21 protein-coding genes and 1 riboswitch are annotated in these 19567 nt (G+C 71.5%); of the genes, 11 read left to right on the forward strand and 10 right to left on the reverse strand.

Annotated elements, in window-relative coordinates:
• Positions 1–10 precede the first annotated feature (10 nt).
• Positions 11–1039 carry a TlpA family protein disulfide reductase gene (locus ACR9E9_RS13065; RefSeq protein ID WP_435199129.1) on the forward strand — a complete coding sequence of 343 codons (1029 nt, stop codon included), beginning with the start codon at positions 11–13 and terminating at the stop codon, positions 1037–1039.
• Here ACR9E9_RS13065 and ACR9E9_RS13070 read toward each other — a convergent pair.
• Complete coding sequence (locus ACR9E9_RS13070; protein ID WP_435199131.1) at positions 1023–3845, reverse strand: DNA translocase FtsK; 2823 nt, start codon at positions 3843–3845, stop codon at positions 1023–1025. The two genes, ACR9E9_RS13065 and ACR9E9_RS13070, sit on opposite strands and share 17 nt — an antisense overlap.
• 70 nt (positions 3846–3915) lie before the next feature.
• On the opposite strand from ACR9E9_RS13070, the gene ACR9E9_RS13075 reads away from it, so the two are divergent.
• Both ACR9E9_RS13075 and ACR9E9_RS13080 read left to right on the forward strand, forming a co-directional pair.
• Positions 3916–4560 carry a prepilin peptidase gene (locus ACR9E9_RS13075; RefSeq protein ID WP_435199133.1) on the forward strand — a complete coding sequence of 215 codons (645 nt, stop codon included), beginning with the start codon at positions 3916–3918 and terminating at the stop codon, positions 4558–4560.
• Between the two features lie 83 nt (positions 4561–4643).
• A riboswitch (SAM riboswitch) is annotated at positions 4644–4758 on the forward strand.
• A gap of 39 nt (positions 4759–4797) precedes the next feature.
• Complete coding sequence (locus ACR9E9_RS13080; protein WP_435199135.1) at positions 4798–6015, forward strand: aminotransferase class V-fold PLP-dependent enzyme; 1218 nt, start codon at positions 4798–4800, stop codon at positions 6013–6015.
• Between the two features lie 138 nt (positions 6016–6153).
• On the opposite strand, the gene ACR9E9_RS13085 is transcribed toward ACR9E9_RS13080, so the two are convergent.
• On the reverse strand, positions 6154–7839 hold the full coding sequence (locus ACR9E9_RS13085; RefSeq protein ID WP_435199137.1) for a ribonuclease J: 1686 nt from the start codon (positions 7837–7839) through the stop codon (positions 6154–6156).
• A complete protein-coding gene (dapA, locus tag ACR9E9_RS13090; protein ID WP_435199139.1) occupies positions 7836–8747 on the reverse strand; it encodes a 4-hydroxy-tetrahydrodipicolinate synthase in 912 nt (303 codons plus the stop codon). Before dapA ends, ACR9E9_RS13085 begins: the two co-directional genes overlap by 4 nt.
• 43 nt (positions 8748–8790) lie before the next feature.
• Here dapA and ACR9E9_RS13095 point away from each other — a divergent pair, with 43 nt between their 5' ends.
• The 4 genes from ACR9E9_RS13095 to ACR9E9_RS13110 are packed head-to-tail and all read left to right on the forward strand — an operon-like array spanning position 8791 to position 11547.
• On the forward strand, positions 8791–9600 hold the full coding sequence (locus ACR9E9_RS13095; protein WP_435199141.1) for a thymidylate synthase: 810 nt from the start codon (positions 8791–8793) through the stop codon (positions 9598–9600).
• On the forward strand, positions 9600–10109 hold the full coding sequence (locus ACR9E9_RS13100; RefSeq protein ID WP_435199143.1) for a dihydrofolate reductase: 510 nt from the start codon (positions 9600–9602) through the stop codon (positions 10107–10109). Before ACR9E9_RS13095 ends, ACR9E9_RS13100 begins: the two co-directional genes overlap by 1 nt.
• A 14-nt stretch (positions 10110–10123) precedes the next feature.
• The gene (locus tag ACR9E9_RS13105) at positions 10124–10792 is read left to right on the forward strand and encodes a SatD family protein (RefSeq protein ID WP_435199145.1); all 669 of its coding nucleotides are present in this window, start codon (positions 10124–10126) and stop codon (positions 10790–10792) included.
• Positions 10789–11547 (forward strand): hypothetical protein, encoded by a 759-nt coding sequence (locus tag ACR9E9_RS13110; RefSeq protein ID WP_435199147.1) that lies wholly within the window; start codon positions 10789–10791, stop codon positions 11545–11547. Before ACR9E9_RS13105 ends, ACR9E9_RS13110 begins: the two co-directional genes overlap by 4 nt.
• On the opposite strand, the gene ACR9E9_RS13115 is transcribed toward ACR9E9_RS13110, so the two are convergent.
• The 6 genes from ACR9E9_RS13115 to ACR9E9_RS13140 all read right to left on the reverse strand — a co-directional run bounded on the left by ACR9E9_RS13115 (position 11504) and on the right by ACR9E9_RS13140 (position 16400).
• Positions 11504–12247, reverse strand: coding sequence for a hypothetical protein (locus ACR9E9_RS13115; RefSeq protein WP_435199149.1), 744 nt, complete (start codon positions 12245–12247; stop codon positions 11504–11506). The genes ACR9E9_RS13110 and ACR9E9_RS13115 overlap by 44 nt on opposite strands.
• The gene (locus ACR9E9_RS13120) at positions 12237–12776 is read right to left on the reverse strand and encodes a signal peptidase I (RefSeq protein ID WP_435199151.1); all 540 of its coding nucleotides are present in this window, start codon (positions 12774–12776) and stop codon (positions 12237–12239) included. Before ACR9E9_RS13120 ends, ACR9E9_RS13115 begins: the two co-directional genes overlap by 11 nt.
• 74 nt (positions 12777–12850) lie before the next feature.
• Positions 12851–13963, reverse strand: coding sequence for a hypothetical protein (locus ACR9E9_RS13125; RefSeq protein ID WP_435199153.1), 1113 nt, complete (start codon positions 13961–13963; stop codon positions 12851–12853).
• 10 nt (positions 13964–13973) lie between these two features.
• Positions 13974–14615 carry a SipW-dependent-type signal peptide-containing protein gene (locus ACR9E9_RS13130; protein ID WP_435199155.1) on the reverse strand — a complete coding sequence of 214 codons (642 nt, stop codon included), beginning with the start codon at positions 14613–14615 and terminating at the stop codon, positions 13974–13976.
• A 47-nt stretch (positions 14616–14662) separates the two neighbouring features.
• Entirely contained in the window at positions 14663–15184 is a 522-nt protein-coding gene (locus tag ACR9E9_RS13135) for an alternate-type signal peptide domain-containing protein (protein WP_435199157.1), read from the reverse strand.
• Positions 15185–15422: 238 nt separating this feature from the next.
• Positions 15423–16400, reverse strand: a complete 978-nt coding sequence (locus tag ACR9E9_RS13140) for an SMP-30/gluconolactonase/LRE family protein (protein WP_435199159.1) — start codon at positions 16398–16400, stop codon at positions 15423–15425.
• Between the two features lie 75 nt (positions 16401–16475).
• Here ACR9E9_RS13140 and ACR9E9_RS13145 point away from each other — a divergent pair, with 75 nt between their 5' ends.
• The 4 genes from ACR9E9_RS13145 to ACR9E9_RS13160 are packed head-to-tail and all read left to right on the forward strand — an operon-like array spanning position 16476 to position 18800.
• Positions 16476–17198, forward strand: a complete 723-nt coding sequence (locus ACR9E9_RS13145; protein WP_435199161.1) for an enoyl-CoA hydratase-related protein — start codon at positions 16476–16478, stop codon at positions 17196–17198.
• Entirely contained in the window at positions 17198–17764 is a 567-nt protein-coding gene (locus ACR9E9_RS13150; protein WP_435199163.1) for a GNAT family N-acetyltransferase, read from the forward strand. The genes ACR9E9_RS13145 and ACR9E9_RS13150 overlap by 1 nt, the downstream gene beginning before the upstream one ends.
• A complete protein-coding gene (locus ACR9E9_RS13155) occupies positions 17761–18480 on the forward strand; it encodes an AzlC family ABC transporter permease (RefSeq protein WP_435199165.1) in 720 nt (239 codons plus the stop codon). Before ACR9E9_RS13150 ends, ACR9E9_RS13155 begins: the two co-directional genes overlap by 4 nt.
• Positions 18477–18800 (forward strand): AzlD domain-containing protein, encoded by a 324-nt coding sequence (locus tag ACR9E9_RS13160; RefSeq protein ID WP_435199167.1) that lies wholly within the window; start codon positions 18477–18479, stop codon positions 18798–18800. Before ACR9E9_RS13155 ends, ACR9E9_RS13160 begins: the two co-directional genes overlap by 4 nt.
• A gap of 25 nt (positions 18801–18825) precedes the next feature.
• Here ACR9E9_RS13160 and dapB read toward each other — a convergent pair whose 3' ends face one another.
• Positions 18826–19566, reverse strand: coding sequence for a 4-hydroxy-tetrahydrodipicolinate reductase (gene dapB / locus ACR9E9_RS13165; protein WP_435199169.1), 741 nt, complete (start codon positions 19564–19566; stop codon positions 18826–18828).
• Position 19567 lies beyond the last annotated feature (1 nt).

Consider the following 19567-nt stretch of genomic DNA (forward strand, 5'->3'; position numbering starts at 1 on the left):
GACTCCCCACGTGCTCACCGGCCCCCTCCTCCTGCCCCCCGTGGTCCTCGCCGTGCTGCTCCTGCTCAGCGGTGCGAGCAAGGTGCGGCACACCGAGGCCACCCGCAGCGCCTTCGCCCAGCTCCGCCTCCCGAGGTCGCTCACCGGGTCCGCCGCGCCCCGAGCCCTCCCGTGGGCGGAGATCGCCCTCGCCGGCGCGCTCCTCGTGGCTCCGCCGCCGTTCGCGGTGCCGGCGGCCCTGCTCGCCCTGCTGGTCTTCCTGGCCTACCTCGTGGTCATCGCCCGGGCCCTGACCTTCGACCACCCGGTCACCTGCGGGTGCTTCGGGGAGCTCGGGCTCGGCGAGGTCACGCGGCGCACGCTCGTGCGCAACGCCCTGCTCGTCCTCCTCGCCGGTCTCACCGTGTGGTCGGCGACCGCGCCGACCTCGGTCGTCGCACGCCTCCTCGGGGCCGGGGCGAGCACCTGGGTCTGGTTCGCTCTGCTCGTCCTCGTCGGCGCCACCCTCCTCACGACCTTCGGCGGGACGAAGGGGGAGCCCCTCACCCCGCCCGTCCGGGGCGGCGCCGGCGCCGGCGCCGGCGCCCCGGAGGATGCCGAGCTGGACTATCGGCGCCAGCCGCTCCCCTTCGCCTCGCTCATCGACGACGAGGGCATCTCGCACAGCCTCACCGACCTCACCCGCCAGGGTGCTCAGCTGCTCGTCTTCGTCTCCCCCGGGTGCGCTCCGTGCGCCGCGCCGATCGCGCAGATCCCGCAGTGGGCCACCGACCTCGGCCCGGTCCGGGTGCGGGGGGTCGTGGCGGCGCCCATCGAGGCGACGCTCTCGGTGGTCCCCGAGCTCGACGGGCACCTCCTGCACGACCCGCAGGCGACGACGACGCGGATCTTCGGCACCGGCACCCCGGGTGCGGTCCTGCTCGGCATGGACGGACTGCTCGCGGGTGGCCCCGTCGAAGGCAGCGACGCGGTCCTCGAGTTCGTCGAGGACGTGCGTGCCGAGCTGGTCGACAGTGGCGTGATCAGCGATGCTCGGTGAGTGACCAGGCGTCCTCGTCGTCGTCCTCGCTCCACTCCTCGGCCACCGGCTCGGTGCCGATCGGGTCCTCCGCGTAGCGGCGGGGCGGCGGGGTCGGCATCGCGGTGGTGTCGGCGATCGGGGTGCCCTCGACCTCCTCGGGGGTCTCCGGCGCGAAGGCCTCGCCCTCGCCGGCCCCGCCCTCGGGCTCCGGCGGGTCCTCTCCCTTCATCAGGGCGAGCGTGGTCGGCAGGTCCTCGGGCGTGATGAGGACGTCGCGGGCCTTCGACCCCTCCGAGGCACCCACGACACCACGGGACTCGAGCAGGTCCATCAGGCGGCCCGCCTTGGCGAAACCGACCCGCAGCTTGCGCTGGAGCATCGACGTGGAGCCGAACTGCGTGGTCACGACGAGCTCGGTCGCCTGGAGCAGCACGTCGAGGTCGTCGCCGATGTCCTCGTCGATGTGCTTCTTGGGCGCCTCCGCGGGTGCAACGTCCTCGCGGTAGGTCGGCTTGAGCTGACCGGTGACGTGGCTGACGACGTCATGGATCTCCGACTCGGTGACCCAGGCACCCTGGACACGCATCGGCTTGGACTTGCCCATCGGGAGGAAGAGCGCGTCACCCTGACCGAGGAGCTTCTCCGCACCGGGCTGGTCGAGGACGACGCGCGAGTCGGAGAGCGAGGAGGTGGCGAAGGCCATCCGCGAGGGGACATTCGCCTTGATCAGCCCGGTGACGACATCGACCGACGGACGCTGGGTCGCGAGCACGAGGTGGATGCCGGCAGCACGGGCGAGCTGGGTGATCCGCACGATCGAGTCCTCGACATCGCGCGGGGCGACCATCATCAGGTCGGCGAGCTCGTCGACGATGACGAGCAGGTAGGGATAGGGCTGCAGGACCCGCTCGCTACCGGGGATCGGCTGGACCGCGCCGGTCGTGACCGCCTTGTTGAAGTCGTCGAGGTGCTTGTAGCCGTACGTGGCCAGGTCGTCGTAGCGCATGTCCATCTCGCGCACGACCCACTGGAGGGCCTCGGCGGCCTTCTTGGCGTTGGTGATGATCGGCGTGATCAGGTGCGGGATGCCCTCGTAGGCGGTCAGCTCGACACGCTTGGGGTCGACGAGCACCATGCGCACCTCGTCGGGGGTCGCCCGCATGAGGATCGAGGTGATCATCGAGTTGACGAAGGAGGACTTGCCGGAGCCGGTGGCGCCGGCGACGAGGATGTGCGGCATCTTCGCGAGGTTGGCGATGACGTAGCCGCCCTCGACGTCCTTGCCGACGCCCATGACCATCGGGTGCTCGTTGTTGCGGGCCACGTCGGACCGCAGCACGTCACCGAGGCAGACCATCTCCTTGTCGGTGTTCGGGATCTCGATGCCGATCGCCGACTTGCCGGGGATGGGGCTGAGGATGCGCACGTCCGCGGAGGCGACCGCGTAGGCGATGTTCTTGGACAGCGCCGTGACGCGCTCGACCTTGACACCCGGGCCGAGCTCGACGACGTAGCGGGTGACGGTCGGTCCCCGGTGGAAGCCGGTGACCTGGGCGTCGATGCCGAACTCGTCGAGGGTGGTGGTCAGCGCCTCGACGACCCGGTCGTTGGCCTCGGAGCGCTCCTTGTGCGGCGCGCCGGGCTTGAGGTACTGGCTCTCCGGGAGCGTGTAGGTGACGTCCCCGGCGAGGGCGAGCTGCTCGACCCGCTGGGGGAGCTGGGTCGTGGGCGGCGCCTCGAGGACCGTCTTGTCGCTGCCCTTGACCGGCGCGACGACAGGGTTCTTCGTCGGGCGCTTCTCACCCGGACGCGGGCCATCGGTCTCGGGCGCCTCGCTCGCGGTGGTCGTGTCGACGGGTGCGACCGCGCCCTTGCTCTTGCGGCCCTTGCGGTCGTCGGCCGGCTGGACGAGCGCCGCCTGGTCGTAGGCGGTGTCCCCGTCGCGCGCCCCGGAGAGCGCCTCGTCGTCGGCGTCGAAGGTGCGCCTGCTGCGGCGAGCGCGGCCGACCGCGGCCTTGGGGGCATCACTGGTCTCGCCCCGGCGGGCGCTCACCTCGGCGGCGGTGACGTGCGAGGGCACCTCCCCGGTGAAGGCGGCGCGCACGTAGGCCAGGCGCTGGGGAACCTCGTGCAGCGGGGTGCCGGTGAGCAGCAGCAGGCTGAAGAGGGCGAGCAGGACGAGGAGGATCGTGGCGGGCCACTGCGTCACCGCGGTCGTCAGCGGGTCGGAGGCGAGGAAGCCGAGGATGCCGCCACCGTCGCGCATCGGGCCGGCGCCGTCCGGCGGCTGGGGGATGTCCTTGGCGATGTGCGTCAGGCCGGAGGCGGCGAAGAGCGCCATCGCCGTGCCGAATCCGAGGCGGGCGTCGGCCGCGTCATCGCCGGGGGTGCGCAGCAGACGCACGCCGAGGAGGACGAGCACGATCGGCAGGGCGTAGGCCACCCGACCAAAGGTCCCGGCGAAGACCGCGTGCACGAGGTCGCCGAACAGGCCGCTCAGACCCCACCACTCGCGCACCGCGACGACGAGCGCGAGAGCAAGAGCGAGGAAGCCGAGCCCGTCGCGACGGTGCTCCGGCTCGATCTGGCTGGCCCCGTGGCCCATCCGTCGCACACCGGACCCGGTGGCGTGGGCGACGCCCATCCAGGTGCGCTGGACGGCGGCGATGGGCAGGGGCAGCCCCCCGCCGGAGGCGCCCTTCTTCCGGGCGGCGGTGGTCTTCCCCTTCGCAGCGGGCCTGCGCCCGGTGGGGCGCGTGCTGCCCTTGGGACGCGATGACGCACCCTTCGTGCTGCGTGAGGTGGTCGACGGACGAGAGGCCATGCTCCGCAGGCTAGGCGAAAACCACGCCTGACACACGTGTCACACGCGCAACAGGCGATAGCCTCGCCGCGTGGACACCCGCACGATCATCGTCATCCTCGCGATGACCGCCCTCGGGTGCGGCGTCGCCGCCTGGTTGCGCACCGGCGCCTACCGACGCGCGGACGAAGGGGGGCCCCTCCCCGCCCACTGGTGGACGGTGCCGGCCGCCCCGGTCCTGGGACACCTCGTCGCCCGCTCCCTCACGGACCAGCCGTGGCCGGTCCTGCTCCCCTACCTCGCGCTCGTCCCCGCCGGTCTCGCGCTCGCGGCGATCGACGCGGACGTCCACCGGCTGCCCAACGCGATCACGCTCCCGCTGCTCCCGGTCGAGCTCGTGCTGCTCGCCGGGGCGAGCGCTGCAACCGGTGACTGGGACGCCCTTCGCCGGGCCGGGCTGGCCGCACTGCTCGTCGGCGGTGGCTTCCTCGTCCTCGCCTTCGTCCTCTACGGACGCTCGATCGGCATGGGCGACGCGAAACTCATGGTCTCGCTGGCCCCGGCCCTGGGCTGGCTCTCGTGGACCCACGTCCTCATCGGCCTGTGGGTCGGCTTCGTCATCGGCGGTCTCGTCGCCCTGACCCTGCTGCTGACCCACCGCGCGTCGAAGGGGACCCAGCTCGCCTTCGGCCCCTACCTCGTCGCGGGCACACTCGTCGCCGTCGCGCTGGCCTGAGCCCCGCGGATCGTCCACGACCCGAGACGACACCGTCCGCGCCTCGACACGAACACCCCTGCGTCCGGTACTGTCACGGCCAAGGTCACGAGTACCAGCGACAAGCCCCGGCTAGCTGGTCGGCAACCCTCCTCCGCGGTGGGGTGCTCCGGGTGACGACCCGGCCGGCGACGAGGTGTCGCCCGGCAAGCGCGGACTCGCGGTCGATGCCCGGGTCCTTGGCCCAGGAGATGACCCATGTCCCTGCCCGACCTGCAGCACACGACCACCGCCCTCCCCCAGCTCGTCTCGAGCGGGCTGACCTACCGCGACCGGGACGGCTCGAGCGTCGAGTACGCCCACCTCGACCACGGTGCGACGACGCCCGCCTTCGTCGCCGTGGCCCAGCAGGTCTCGAACGCGGCCGTCACCTACTCCTCGGTCCACCGCGGCGCCGGCTTCGCCTCCCGCGTCACCAGCTCGCGCTACGAGCAGGCCCGCGAGTCGGTCGCCGACTTCGTCGGGGCCCGCGCAGAGGACCAGGTCGTCTTCACCCGCAACACCACCGACTCCTTCAACCTGCTGGCCCGCGCCCTGCCGGCGGGGACCACGGTCTTCGTCTTCGCCTCCGAGCACCATGCCGCCCTGCTCCCGTGGTCGAACGCGGTGCGCCTACCGATCCCGCACAGCCACGCCGAGGCGATCACGATCCTCGATGAGGCCCTGCGCGCCCACCCGGGCGAGCACCGGCTCGTCGTGGCCACCGGCGCGTCGAATGTCACCGGCGAGCACTGGCCGATCGAGCGACTCGCCACGCTCGCCCATGAGCACGGCGCCCGCTTCGCCCTCGACGCGGCCCAGGTCGTTCCGCACCGGCGGGTGGACATCGAGGCCCTCGGAGTGGACTGGATCGCCTTCTCCGGGCACAAGGTCTACGCCCCCTTCGGTGCCGGCGCGCTCGTCGGCCGGCGTGACTGGCTCGATGCCGCGGAGCCGTACCTCGCCGGGGGCGGCGCCACGGCCCGTGTCGGCGAGGACCTCACCGAGTGGACCTGCGGTCCGGCCCGGCACGAGGCCGGCAGCCCGAATGTCCTCGGCGCGATCGCCCTGGCGACCGCCTGCGAGATCATCACCGAGCACGAGGACGCGATCCTCACCCACGAGCGCGCCCTGCGCACCCACCTGCTCCGGGGCCTCGCAGCCATCGACGGAGTGCACGTGCACACCCTCTTCGGAGGGGTCGAGGGGGCGCCCGTCGCGACGATCACCGTCGACGGCTACTCGAGCGAGGAGGTGGCCCGGGTCCTCGGCGACGACCACGGGGTCGGCGTGCGGGACGGCAGGTTCTGCGCGCACCTGCTCGTCGACGACCTGCTCGCCGACCACGACCAGACCTCCGCGGTGCGCATCAGTGCCGGGCTGGGCACGACGCCCGAGCACATCGACCGTGTGCTCTTCGCCCTGCGTTCCCTCTGACGCCTCCTCGGGAGTGCGAAGGGGGGTCCCGGCAGGCCCCCTTCGCACTCCACAAGAGAAACCCCCGCTTCGCCGGAGTTTCCTACTCTTGCGAAGCGGGGGTTTCTCGGGTGACCCGATAAACCTGGGGCGGCCCGATCAGGCCTCGACGACCACCGGGATGATCATCGGGCGGCGACGGATCTTGCCGCCGACCCAGCCACCGACCGCCCGGCGCACGACCCGCTGCAGCTGGTGCGTGTCGGTCGTGCCCTTGGCGGTCGCCTCGTCGAGTGCCGCGATGATCTTCGGCCGCACCTGGGTGAAGATCTCGTCGTCCTCGGCGAACCCGCGGGCGGTGATCTCCGGGCCCGCGACGATCTTGCCGGTCGAGGAGTCGATGACGACCATGACCGAGATGAAGCCCTCGTCGCGCAGGGTGCGGCGGTCCTTGAGCAGGTCCTCGGTGGCCGCGCCGACGCTCGACCCGTCGACGTAGACGTAGCCGCAGGGCACGGCGCCGGAGATGCGGGCCCGACCATCGATGAGATCGATGGCGACGCCGTCCTCGGCGATGACGACGTGCTCCGGGTCGACGCCGGTGGCGATGGCCAGCTCGGCATTGGCCACGAGGTGGCGCCACTCGCCGTGGACCGGCATGACATTGCGCGGCTTGACGATGTTGTAGCAGTAGAGGAGCTCACCGGCGCTGGCGTGGCCGGAGACGTGCACCTTGGCATTGCCCTTGTGCACGACGTCGGCGCCCAGGCGCATCAGGCCGTTGATGATCCGGTAGACGGCGTTCTCGTTACCGGGGATCAGGCTCGAGGCCAGCAGCACGGTGTCGCCCTCGCCGACGTCGATGCGGTGGTCGCGGTTGGCCATCCGGGCCAGCGCGGCCATCGGCTCGCCCTGGCTGCCCGTGCACACGAGGACGACCTCGTCGTCGGGGAGCTTGTCGAGCTTCTTGACGTCGACGAGCACCCCGTCGGGCACGTGCAGGTAGCCCAGCTCGGCCGCGATGCCCATGTTGCGCACCATCGAGCGGCCGACCATCGCGACCTTGCGGCCGGACCGCTCGGCGGCGTCGAGCACCTGCTGAACCCGGTGCACGTGGCTGGAGAAGCACGCGACGATGACCCGACGGCGGGCCTTGCGGAAGACGTCGTCGATGGCCCCGGAGATGTCGCGCTCGGGGGTGGTGAAGCCGGGGACCTCGGCATTGGTCGAGTCGGTGAGGAAGAGGTCGACCCCCTCCTCCCCGGCGCGGGCGAAGGCCCGCAGGTCGGTCAGGCGACGATCGAGCGGCAGCTGGTCCATCTTGAAGTCACCGGTGTGCAGCAGCGTGCCACCGGCGGTGCGCACGAAGACCGCGAGCGCGTCCGGGATCGAGTGGTTGACGGCGATGAACTCGCAGTCGAAGACACCGAAGCTCTCGCGACCGCCCTCCTTGACCCCGAGGGTGTACGGCTTGATCCGGTGCTCCTTCAGCTTCGCCTCGATGAGGGCGAGCGTGAGCATCGAGCCGACGAGCGGGATGTCCGGCTTGTGCTTGAGGAGGTAGGGGACGGCGCCGATGTGGTCCTCGTGGCCGTGGGTGAGGACGATCGCCTGGACGTCGTCGAGCCGATCGAGGATCGAGTCGAAGTCCGGGAGGATCAGGTCGACGCCGGGCTGGTGGTCCTCGGGGAAGAGGACCCCACAGTCGACGATCAACAGCTGGCCGTCGTGCTCGATGACGGTCATGTTGCGGCCGACCTCACCGAGCCCACCGAGCGCGGTGACGCGCAGGGCGCCCTTCTTCAGCGGCGGCGGGAGGTGCAGGTCGGGGTGCGGATGGCTCATGCGGTGGCTCCGATCGCGGAGGCGGACAGGCCCGAGGCGGCGAGGCCGGCGCGGAGGATCTCGAGGTGGTCCGCGGTGCCCTCGACGTAGGGCAGGCGGACGGTGGCGTGCTCGATGACCCCGAGCTCGACGAGCGCGGCCTTGGCCATGATCGCCCCCTGGGTGGTGGACATCAGGGCGTTGGTCACGGGGATGAGGCGGTGGTGGATCTCGCGGGCGCGCGCCAGGTCCCCGGCATCGACGGCGGCGACCATGTCCGCGTACTGGCGGCCGGCGACGTGTCCCACGACGGAGACGATGCCGTGCGCACCCTGCGCGAGGTGGGCGAGGTTCTGCTCGTCGGCACCGGAGTACCACAGGAGGTCGGTCGCGGCCATGACCTGCGAGGAGGCCCACAGGTCCCCCTTCGCGTCCTTGACCGCCAGGATCCGCGGGTGGCTCGCGAGCTCGATGAGCGTCTCCACGGCGAAGGGCGTCGCGGTGCGCCCCGGGATGTCGTAGAGGATGATCGGCAGCTCCGCGGCGTCGGCGATGGCGCGGGTGTGCGCGATGAGCCCGGGCTGGGTCGGCTTGTTGTAGTAGGGCGAGACGACGAGCAGTGCGTCGGCACCGGCCTCGGTGGCCGAGGCGGCCATGTCGATGGCGTGCGCGGTGTTGTTCGACCCGACCCCCGCGGTGACCGCGAGCCGGTCGCCGGCAGCCGCCTTGACCTCGCGGACCATCGCGATGCTCTCCGCCGAGGACAGCGTCGGCGACTCACCGGTGGTGCCGTTGACGACGACGCCGTCGTGGCCGGTGGCGACGAGGTGATCGACGACGGCGGCAACGCCCTTGGGGTCCAAGGCGCCGTCTGGGGTCATGGGAGTGACCATCGCGGTGATCACCCTGCCGAAGGGGGAAGTCGTCATGCTGGTCAGCGTAGCCGTCGGACCCGGCGTCTATCGTGGCGCCATGCGCCAGTACCTCGACCTGCTCTCCCACGTGCGTGACCACGGCGTCGAGAAGAGCGACCGGACCGGCACGGGGACCCGCAGCGTCTTCGGCCACCAGATGCGTTTCGACCTCGCCGACGGCTTCCCGGTGCTCACGACGAAGAAGCTCCACCTGCGCTCGATCATCGGTGAGCTGCTGTGGTTCCTCCGCGGCGACACCAACGTGCGCTGGCTGCAGGAGCGAGGCGTCTCGATCTGGGACGAGTGGGCGGACGAGCAGGGCGACCTCGGTCCGGTCTACGGGCACCAGTGGCGCTCCTGGCCCACTCCCGACGGAGGCACGATCGACCAGATCAGTCAGGTCATCGAGGGACTGCGCACCGCCCCGGACAGTCGCCGGCACATCGTCTCGGCGTGGAACGTCGCGGAGGTCGGCGAGATGGCGCTGCCGCCCTGCCACACGATGTTCCAGTTCTACGTCACGCCGGCGCGTGACGGCGCGCGGGCGCGGCTCTCCTGCCAGCTGTACCAGCGCAGCGCCGACGTCTTCCTCGGCGTGCCCTTCAACATCGCCTCCTACGCCCTGTTGACGATGATGGTCGCGGACCAGGTCGACATGGAGCCGGGCGAGTTCGTGCACACGCTCGGCGACGCGCACCTCTACCTCAACCACCTCGAGCAGGCCGACCTGCAGCTGACCCGCGAGCCGGGCCCGCTGCCGCGGATGCACATCGCCCCGCGGCCGTCCATCGATGCGTACGAGATCGAGGACTTCACGCTCGAGGGGTACGAGGCGGCGCCGCGCATCAAGGCACCGATCGCGGTTTGATGGGCACCCCACGGATCACCCTCCTCGCGGCCGTCGGTCCCGGTCGTGTCATCGGTGACGGCGAGCGCATGCCCTGGCACCTGCCCGAGGACCTGAAGTACTTCAAGCGCACGACGATGGGCCACCCGATGGTCATGGGCCGACGCACCTTCGACTCGATGGGGGCGCTGCCCGGCCGACGATCGATCGTCATCACGCGCCAGCCCGACTGGTCGGCCGAGGGGGTGGTCGCGGTGGGCTCCCTCGAGGAGGCCCTCGCGATGGCGACGGATGGCGAAGGGGGTGACGAGGTCTTCGTCGTCGGTGGTGGTGAGATCTACCGCCTCGCCCTGCCGGTCGCCGACCGGCTCCTCCTCACCGAGGTCCACCTCGACCCCGCCCGGGTCGCGGGGGGCGTGACCTTTCCCGAGGTCGCTGACGAGCGCTGGACGGTGACGTGGTCGGAGGATCGTGAGGGATTCGCATGGACCGAACGATTGAAGCTAAACCCTTCACTTGATCAGAAATAAGGTATCCTCTTCATATGAGTGCAGGTGCAGCGGCGACCTTCATCGGCGACGTCGTCGGCTCTCGACGGGCCGACGACCGCCAGTCGGTGCACGATGCGCTCGTGGCCGGCCTGACGGGCTCCGCCCGGCTCGAGGGGGTCATCGATCCGGGCCGGGTCACCGTGGGCGACGAGTTCCAGGGCAGCTTCGCCACCTTGGGACAGGCGCTCACGGCAACGCTTCACCTTCGGCTGACCCTCCTTCCCGAGGTGGACGTACGCATCGGCCTCGGCTGGGGCGGGGTGAGCACGCTCGACGCCGACACCCGTGACGGCCCCGGGTGGTGGGCGGCCCGCGAGGCGATCGACTGGGTCAAGGACACCCAGACGAAGGGGGTGACCACCCACGTCCGCTCGGCCTACCGGCGCGCCCCTGCGGGCGACGGAGCGGACCCACGTGGCTCGCTCGGGCCGGACCCCGGGGCGGTCAACGCCGCGCTGCTGTGTCGGGATCAACTCCTCGGCGAGCTCGACGCGCGCGATCTGCGTCTCCTCCGGGGACTCCTGGCGGGCCGCAGCCAGCGAGAGCTGGCCGACCAGGAGAAGGTCTCCCCGTCGGCGATCTCCCAGCGTGTGCGCTTCGGTGGGATCGGCGTCCTGATCCTGGCGGACGAGCAACTCGCGACCGTCGGGAGCGCGCGATGAGCATCTTCGCCGTCCTGCTCATCGCCGTCGGCACCGGCGACCTCGCCCGCAGCATGCTGCCACGAGGCAGGTACGACCTCGGTGCCTCCGCCAGCATCTCGATCCTGACCGGCGTCGCGATGGTGTGGCTCGCGGCGGGCCTGGCGGGCCTGGTGACCGGCGCCGCCGGATGGTTGCTCACCGCGCTGGCGACCGTCTCCGTCGTGGCCTGGGTCGGCACCGCGGAGCGTTCGCTGTCCCGGGGGCGAGGTCACGTCGCGCCGCTGCTCGTCCTCGCCGGCGGGCTGGCCGCCCAGCTGGCGCTGTCCGGCTGGGCGCCGCCCGTGCACGGTCCGCTGGCGCACTGGCTGGACTGGGCACACCTGCCCTGGTCGCCACAGCCGGATCGCACACTGCTCCTGGCCGGTCTTGCCCTGGTCCAGCTGAGCACCGGCAACCTCGTCGTCCGGCTCGTCCTCATCAGCACCGGCGCGATGCAGGCGGCTCCGACGCTGGACGAGCCCTCGGGCGGGCTCAAGGGGGGACGGCTGCTCGGCCCGCTCGAGCGGCTGTTCATTCTCGGCCTGGGCCTGGCCGGGCAGGTCACCTCCGCCGGTCTGGTCATCGCGGCCAAGGGACTCATCCGCTGGCCGGAGCTCAATTCCCACTCTCGCGACGTCGCGCGAGGACACATCGACAAGGTCACCGAGTACTTCCTCGTCGGCAGCTTCGTCAGTTGGCTCGTGGCGCTGTCTGCTCTCGCTCTCGCCGCCTGAGCGCGCACCGCTCGAGGGCGGGACGGACTCCTCGCAGCGCGATGGCGGCGACGAGCGCCAGCAGGCCGATCCCCACGACGTCGGGCAGGACGCCCCAGTCCCCGGGACCACCGTCGGTCTGGACCCGTCCGGGGATCTCCGGTGGTGGAGCCGGGTCACCACCACCGGCAGGAGTGGGGTCGAGCGTGCCGCCGTCACCGCAGGGCGCAGAGCTCGTCCCCTGGACGATCCCGACCCGCAAGGACAGCGACAGGACCTCGTCCTGGCTGATGTTGCGTGACGAAGCCGGCAAGCCGACCGACATCGGGACCCGTTGCCGTTGGCCCGGATCGAGGACGTGGCTGGCGAGCACCCGGCACCGGCCGAGCTCACCACCGGAGAGCTCGGTCCCGCCGACGCGCACTCGGAAGTCGTCGCGGGCGGCGACGTCCGCGGGCAGGGTCGAGCGGATGTCGCGGGAGACCACGGTCAACGTCGCCCGGTGCGAGGAGGAGTTGCGAGCCCAGACCTGCGCGTGGGTCCGCCCCCCGGGGACGACGCGGGCCCCCCCGTCGAAGAGCGGCCGGGACAGGCTGCTTCCCCACGTCCTCCCGTCCGTGGAGACGTCGAGGCCCGGATCTGCGGCACCGGCCACGGACGGGGCGGCGATGAGCAGGCTCAGGGCGAGGACCGTCGCCCGACGGAGGGTGTCAGCGAGCATCCTCGTCCCCCGGCTGCATCCGGCGACGACGCTGGCGCGCGGCGGCGAGCACATTCCACGTGGCATAGAGGAAGAGCGCACCGGCGAGTGCTGTCGCGAGGGAGCCCTTGCGGTTCTGGGTCATGCTCGTGGCGACATGGCCGACCCACGGCACGTGGTAGCGGACGACACCCCGCAGCTGGGTCGGACCGACCTTCGCCTCGTCAGGGGTGTTGTTCGCGTCCCCCTGGGTCGTGAACCGCGGGGCGCCGTCTGCCGTGTACGCGACGGCGACGACCCGGTGTGTCACGAGGGTCGGGTCATCGGGGCGGGGCATGAAGGTGATGGTCGAGCCGACGCCGACCTGCGTGGCGGCCTCCGCGGGCGTCTCCACCGGCTCGACGAAGACCTGGCTCCCGACGGGGTACGTCGGCTCCATCGACCCGGAGAGGATCGTCAGCGGCACGTAGCCCTTGGCCTTCGGGTAGGCGACGGTGACGACGAGCAGGACGCAGAGTAGGAGGAGAAGCGTGGCCAGGAGCCACCCCACGCCTCTCCTGATCCACCCACGGACCCCCGGGGCCACCCTGGCGTCCGTCGCCGGCCGCTGCATGTCCGATGCGGTCATGGCATGTTGTGCGGGCCGGCGTCGGGGTTCGGCAGCTGCGGCTGGCAGACCCACCGATCCGTCAGGATCGACCGCTCGTTGCTTGCCCGGGCGATCCATTCCGACTCGACGTACCGTGCCTTGTCGCCCGCGAACGGGTAGCCGCGCAACTTGAACTGTCGTGTCTCACCGCGGGAGCCATCGCTGATCCGGTTGCTGTTGAGCGCCTCAGGCGTGCGGCGAGCGTCGCCACCGCTGATCGTCTCCCACACCTCCCACGCGTTGCCCGTCCTGCTGAGCCGCAAGATCTCCCAACCGCCCGCCATCGCGGGCGTGGACGGGCTGCCACTCGTCACCGCGTCTGGCCACCCCCAGAAGAAACCCCCGTAGTAGCCGAGGTTGCTCGGGGTGCCGCTCGCGAGTGTGACGCGGCAGACATCGGACTGTGAGGGCTTCTTGGGCGTCGGCATCGCAAGCCGGTACCGGCTCGTGAGGGTCCGGTCCTCGGACGCCCACGTCGCAGGCGCCTCGGATCGCTGGTTGACGACGGTGGTGATGTCGAGGGCTCGGCCGGCATGGTTGAGCAGCGCGTCACGCTGCGCACTTCCTCCCGCGTAGTCGAGCGCGACGACGGGACACAGCGTCTTCTTCTGGCCGGGGGTCAACGTGGCACCAGGGACCTTGTCCTGCGGCGATCGGGTGTAGGTGGTGCCCCCGACGATCTGTCCGGAAGCACGCGCACTCCACAGGGCCGAGGTCCCGCTCGCGCACGAGTCGTCACCGTAGCGGTAGTCGATCTTCGCCTTCTGCAGGATGGCGTTGCCGTCGTTGGCCACGACCGTGTCCAGGCGTGTGCTGCGCACGTTGATCCAGCTCGAGTGACTGCTCGACTGGTTCGTCAGGTCGATCCTGGGCGAGTTGCTGATGGGGCCGCTACCCGACCACGTGGGGGCTGCGGACGCTGCGTCCGTCGCGGTCATGCCGAAGGTGCCGGACGTCGGCCCCACAGCGGGGACCGTGGCACTGTCCCGCCAGCGGGCGGCGCTGCCGTCGGAGGGAGAGAGGCTGAGCACCATGGTGCCGGCGACGGCCACGGCAGTGGCCACGCCCAGGACACGACGGCGTCGCATGGTCTCTCCCTCAGTTCGTCTGGGTGAAGGTGAACGTGTACGCGCCGTCATAGAGGCGCTGGGACCACAGCGAGGTCCCCCAGTCCGCGCTCCCGTTGGCCGGGGGCGTCGTGATCGCCGACTGGATGGTGTAGGTCCCCGTCCCGGACTGGGTCCGGGCGGAGACCGGAAAGCTGGCCGAGGTCCCGGCGCTCCCGCCGGGCGGGGTGATTCGCGTCGTCGTGGTCGCGCTGCCGCTGAAGGCGGATACCGCCGAACTCGTCAGCGCGCCGGCGTCGATGACGAAGGTGCCCTGGAGGTTGCTCCCCTTCGCCGTGAGGGTCACCTTCTCGGTGATGACGACGCGGTCACCGGGAATGAGTGCCTCGCGGGCAACGGTGCTCGTGATGACGCGGCACTCCTTGTAGGAGGCGCCAGCCGGTGTGCACGTGGCCGAGGAATCGAACGTCCGGGAGCCGACCGGCTGCTGCGAGTGCACCTCGACGCGCGAGTCGCCCTTCGTCACGGCGGCGGCGCCGGCCCGGAGACTGCCGGGCTCTCGCTCCGCCGTGTCCGACCACACCGCACTCGTGCCGCCGGCACCGGTGAGGACGACGAGGGCGAGGCCCGTGGCCAGGGCGGCACGGCCGAGCCGTCCGGTGGTGGTGACCACGGGTCCCCCCCTTCGTCCTCGTCCTCAGTGCGCGTTCAGCCCATCGCTCACGGGTTCGTCGTCTGGACCAACGAGATCTCGAGGGTGCTCAGGTCGAGAGTCAGGTCCTCGCCACCGTTCGGGTCGGTGACGGTCCCGGCTCCGTAGGGCATCTCGACACGCACGACCGCGTCGTAGCTGGTGCCGTTGTCCGCGGGAGTCAACGTCTGGGAGGCAGCGCCCCCCAGCGTCGCCGAGGTCTCCACAAAGTCCGCCAGGTCTCCGGTCGCGGTGGAGAGGTCGCTCTCGAGCTCCGCCTCGAGGTTGTCACCCACGAGGTCGGGGGTGATCGTGGCGCGGTACTCGAGAACGTCGCCCGGGACGATGGTGAAGGTGGCGGGGTCGATCACGGCGTCGGCGTTGGCGTCATGCCACGTGCCGGCGGAGACGGTCATGTCCAGGTGACCGGCGGTGATCGTCCCACCGTCGACCGTCTCGGACTCGCTCCACTGGGCGAAGGTCCCGCCCGCCGCGGTGAGCAGGAGGATGCCGGCACCGACGGCGGCGACTGACTTGGTGGTACGAGACATCGACATTGGGGTATCCGTTCTGTGGCGGAGGGCTGCGGCGCCCTGGTGTGGATCCGGGACTGGTCGGACGCTCACGCGCACTGTCCGGGACATGTGTCGGAATCAGGAACTGTGGGGTCGACAGGCGAGGGCGCCGAAGATCGTGTTGTGCCAGCCCGCATCTGCTGGTGATATTCCGAATGCAACCACACTCGACAGGACGATGCAGTGTGAGCGGACGTGGGTGGGCGAGTTCACCTCACGCCATGGGCACCGGGACGTGGGCGAGCGCCGGCTCGACCAAGCTGCCCAGCCAGACGCGCCCGTGGTGCTCGCGCACGCCGGTCGCCATGTGCCAGTCGGCAGCAGCGGCCTGGAGGTCGTGGACGAGCGCGCCGCGGTCGTCGTGGGCGGTCACGCGCACGGTCCGGCGCGGTGACGGCTTGAGCGCATCCGGCAGGCGCAGGGCAAGACCGCGAAGGACGTCGTTGCTGCGCTGCAGCACTCCGAGCACCGGGTCCGGCGGGGAGGCGATCGCCGACCAGATGAGCCCATCCGACCCCCGAGCGATGTTGTCGGGGTATCCGGGCAGCGCCTCCACGAAGATCTGCTCCGGCGGGACCTGCGGGCTCTCCCCCTCGCGGCCCGCGTCCTGACCGGCCACCGGGTGCCCGTCCACCAGCTCGACCCGGCGGATGCGCCGCAAGGCCGTCTCTGCCACGAGGACGGCACTCTCGTCGGCGAGCAGGGCGACGCCGTTGGCGAAGGCCAGTCCCTCGAGGACCGTGGTCACCGTGCCGTCGACGGCACGGCGCAGGAGTCGCCCGCTGCGCGTGTGCGCGACGAGCTCCGACGTCCACTCGTGCACGCCCCAGTGGCGTGAGGAGTCGCTGAACCAGATCGTCCCGTCGGCGGCGACCGCAGCGTTGTTCGTGAAGACCATGCGTCGCCCGTCCACGTGGGTGACCAGCTCCTCGATCTCCCCACCGCCGAGCACGTCGGCGGCGAGCAACCCGCGCTCGGCGTCGCACACGAGCATCCGGCCATCGGGCAGCCACTCCAGACCGAGTGGCCGTCCGCCGGTCTCGACGACCCGCTCCGCGACGCGGCCGTCCGGCGTGACGACGATGAGCGCCCCGTCGACCGTCCCGGTCCAGACGCGACCGTCCACCCCGACGAGGACGTCCTCGGCCCCACTGCCCGGCACGGGCACCTGCGTCAACGGCGGCGTGTTCATGGCCCCACGCTAGGCGCGGGGCGGCGAGAGGGGAAGGGTCACGACCCCCCTTCGCCGGTCCGTATGCTGGCGGGCGTGTCCATCCGCAGCCAGTCCCACGAGACCGTCACCGTCCTGACCATCGAGCGACCACACCGGCGCAACGCCTTGGACCTGACGACCCTGGAGGACCTGCACACCGCCGTGGTCACCGCCGTCGACGGGGGCGCCCGCGCGATCGTCCTCACCGGCGCGGAGGGACACTTCTGCGCCGGTGCCGACCTGACCGAGCTCGAGGACGTCTCCTTCACCCGACGGTTGGCCGAGGTGCTCCAGCACCTGGCGGCCGTGCCCGTGACGACCATCGCGGCGATCTCCGGCTCGTGCATGGGACTGGGCATGCAGCTCGCCGTGGCCTGCGACCTGCGGGTGGTCGCCGACGATGCCCGGTTCGCCGTCCCGGTCGCCAAGCTCGGCCTCATGGTCGACGCGTGGACGCTCGAGAGGGTCTCGCGCTTCTGGGGCGAGGGCGCCGCCCGCCACATGGTGCTCACGGCGGCCGTCCTCGACGCCGACGACGCCTGGCGACTGGGCTTCGCGCAGGAGCGTGGTGACCTCGACGCCGCGCGGGACCTTGCCCGCAGGGCCGGTGCCCTGGCTCCGCTCTCGCAGTCGGGGTCGAAGGTCGGCATGCGCTCCGCGGCGGAGTCGGACCCCCCGTACGACGAGGCCTTCGCCCGGGCCTGGGCGAGCCGCGACCTTGCCGAGGGCCGGCGCGCCTTCACCGAGCGCCGCTCCCCCGTCTTCGAGGGACGCTGATGCCCTCCGCCGACGCCAGCGTGCGCAGCGCGGCCGTCAACGACGCCCCGGCCGTCGGGCAGGTCCAGGCCCTCGTCTGGCAGGAGGCCTATGACGGCATCGTCCCCGCGCAGGTGCACGCGGCCTTCGACCCGCAGGCCTTCGCCGGTGCCTGGCGGGACGCCCTTCGCACCCCGCCCGAAGGGGTACACCGCCTCCTCGTGGCGTGCGCGGCGGACCAGGTGGTCGGCTTCGTCGCCATCGGCCCCAGCCAGGACCCGGACGCGGGCCAGACGACCGGGGAGGTCACCGCCCTGGGTGTCCATCCGCACCACCGTCGCCAAGGGCACGGCTCCCGCCTGCTCAACGCCGCCGTGGACGTCCTCCGCGAAGCCGGCGCCGAGCACGTCGCCGCGTGGTGCCTCGTCGAGCACGAGGGCGTGCGCGCCTTCCTCACCGGGTCCGGCCTCATGCCCGACGGCGCCTTCCGCGACCGCGTCATCTCCCCCGAGGAGGACACCGCCCGGGAGGTCCGCCTCGTGGCGACACTGACCGAGGGGGCGACCCCACCCGAGTCCCCGGAATGAGGGAGGCGCTCGCGGCGGAGACCGCGATCGCGCGCAAGCAGGGTCTGTCGATCGGCATCGCCAGCGGCGCGTACGGGATCAGCTTCGGGGCGCTGTCCATCGCCGCGGGGCTCGACCTGTGGCAGACGATGGCCCTGTCGCTGCTGCTCTTCACCGGCGGCTCCCAGTTCGCCCTCGTCGGGATCATCGGCTCCGGCGGCAACCCCCTCACCGCGGTGGCGACCTCGACACTGCTCGGGATCCGCAACGGACTCTATGGCCTGCAGACCTCGCGCGTGCTCGGTCTGCAGGGATGGCGTCGGGCCGGCGCCGCACACCTGACCATCGACGAGTCCACGGCGATCTCGCTCGCCCAGAGCACTCCTCGGGGCCAGCGCCAGGGATTCTGGGCGGGCGGGGTATCGGTCTTCGTCTTCTGGAACCTCTCCACGCTGCTCGGGGCCGGGCTCGGCAATGCCCTCGGCGACCCGCGGACGTGGGGTCTGGATGCGGCCGCGGCCGCGGCCTTCGTCGCTCTCATCTGGCCGCGCCTGCAGGACCGGACGGGCCGGGCCACGGCCGTCCTGGCTGCCGCCATCGCGCTCATCAGCTTCGCCCCCGCCCCGGCGGGGGTCCCCGTGCTCCTCGCCGCGGTCGCGGCCGTGGTGGTCGGCCTCATCGACACCACTCCCAGCCGGGCCCGCGACATCGAGCAGCCGGAAGGGGATCTGCTGTGAGCACGGCCGCCCTGTGGATCACCGTGCTCGCGGCCTGCCTCCTCGGCTTCGTCACCAAGTACCTCGGCTACCTCGTGCCGGAGTCCCTCGTCGACGGTCCGCGTCGCTCGCGCGTCATCGGGCTGCTGCCCGTCGCCCTGCTCGCCGGACTCCTCGTGACACAGACCGTCGGTGGGGACGAGGGGATCACCCTGGACGCCCGGATCGCCGCAGTCGCGCTCGCCGTGGTGCTCATGTGGCTGCGCGCCAACTTCGTCCTCGTCATCCTCGGCGCAGCGGCACTGGCTGCGGGTCTGCGCGCCCTCGGATGGGCCGCCTGACAGCGCACCCCGGACGGGCGGGGACTCAGATCCCGAGGACGTGCTCCAGGCCGACGGTGACCCCCGGGTGCTGCGAGATCTGCCGGACACCGGTGAGGACGCCGGGCATGAAGGAGACCCGGTCGAAGGAGTCGTGCCGGATCGTCAGCATCTCGCCCTCGTTGCCGAGCAGGACCTCCTGGTGGGCCACGAGTCCACGCAACCGCACCGCGTGCACCGGGACGCCCTCGACCTCGGTCCCTCGTGCGCCCCCCGGGTCCTGCGTCGTCGCGTCGGGCACCGGGCCGAGGCCCGCCTCGGCGCGGGCCGCTCCGATGAGCTCCGCGGTGCGGGTCGCCGTCCCACTGGGAGCATCGACCTTGCGTGGATGGTGCAGCTCGACGACCTCGACGGACTCGTAGAAGCGGGCGGCCTGCTTGGCGAACTGCATCATCAGCACGGCGCCGATCGCGAAGTTCGGGGCAATGAGCACCCCGACACCGCCGGCGGCCTCGACCACCGTGCGCAGCTCGCCGGCCTTCTCGTCGGTCCAGCCGGAGGTGCCGACCACGACGTGGACCCCGCGCTCGACGCAGTGCCGGACGTGGCGCTCACTGGCCGAGAGGACCGTGAAGTCCACCGCCACGTCGGCCCCGCCGAGGTCGCCGAGGTCGTCCCCGTCGTCGAAGCGCGCGACGAGCTCGAGATCCTCTGCGCCCTCCACCGCCTCGCACGCCGTCGCACCCATGCGCCCCGCGGCGCCGATCACTGCCACCTTCGTCGTCATG

The sequence above is a fragment of the Janibacter sp. GS2 genome, from assembly GCF_051200835.1.
Classification (GTDB): Bacteria; Actinomycetota; Actinomycetes; order Actinomycetales; family Dermatophilaceae; genus Janibacter.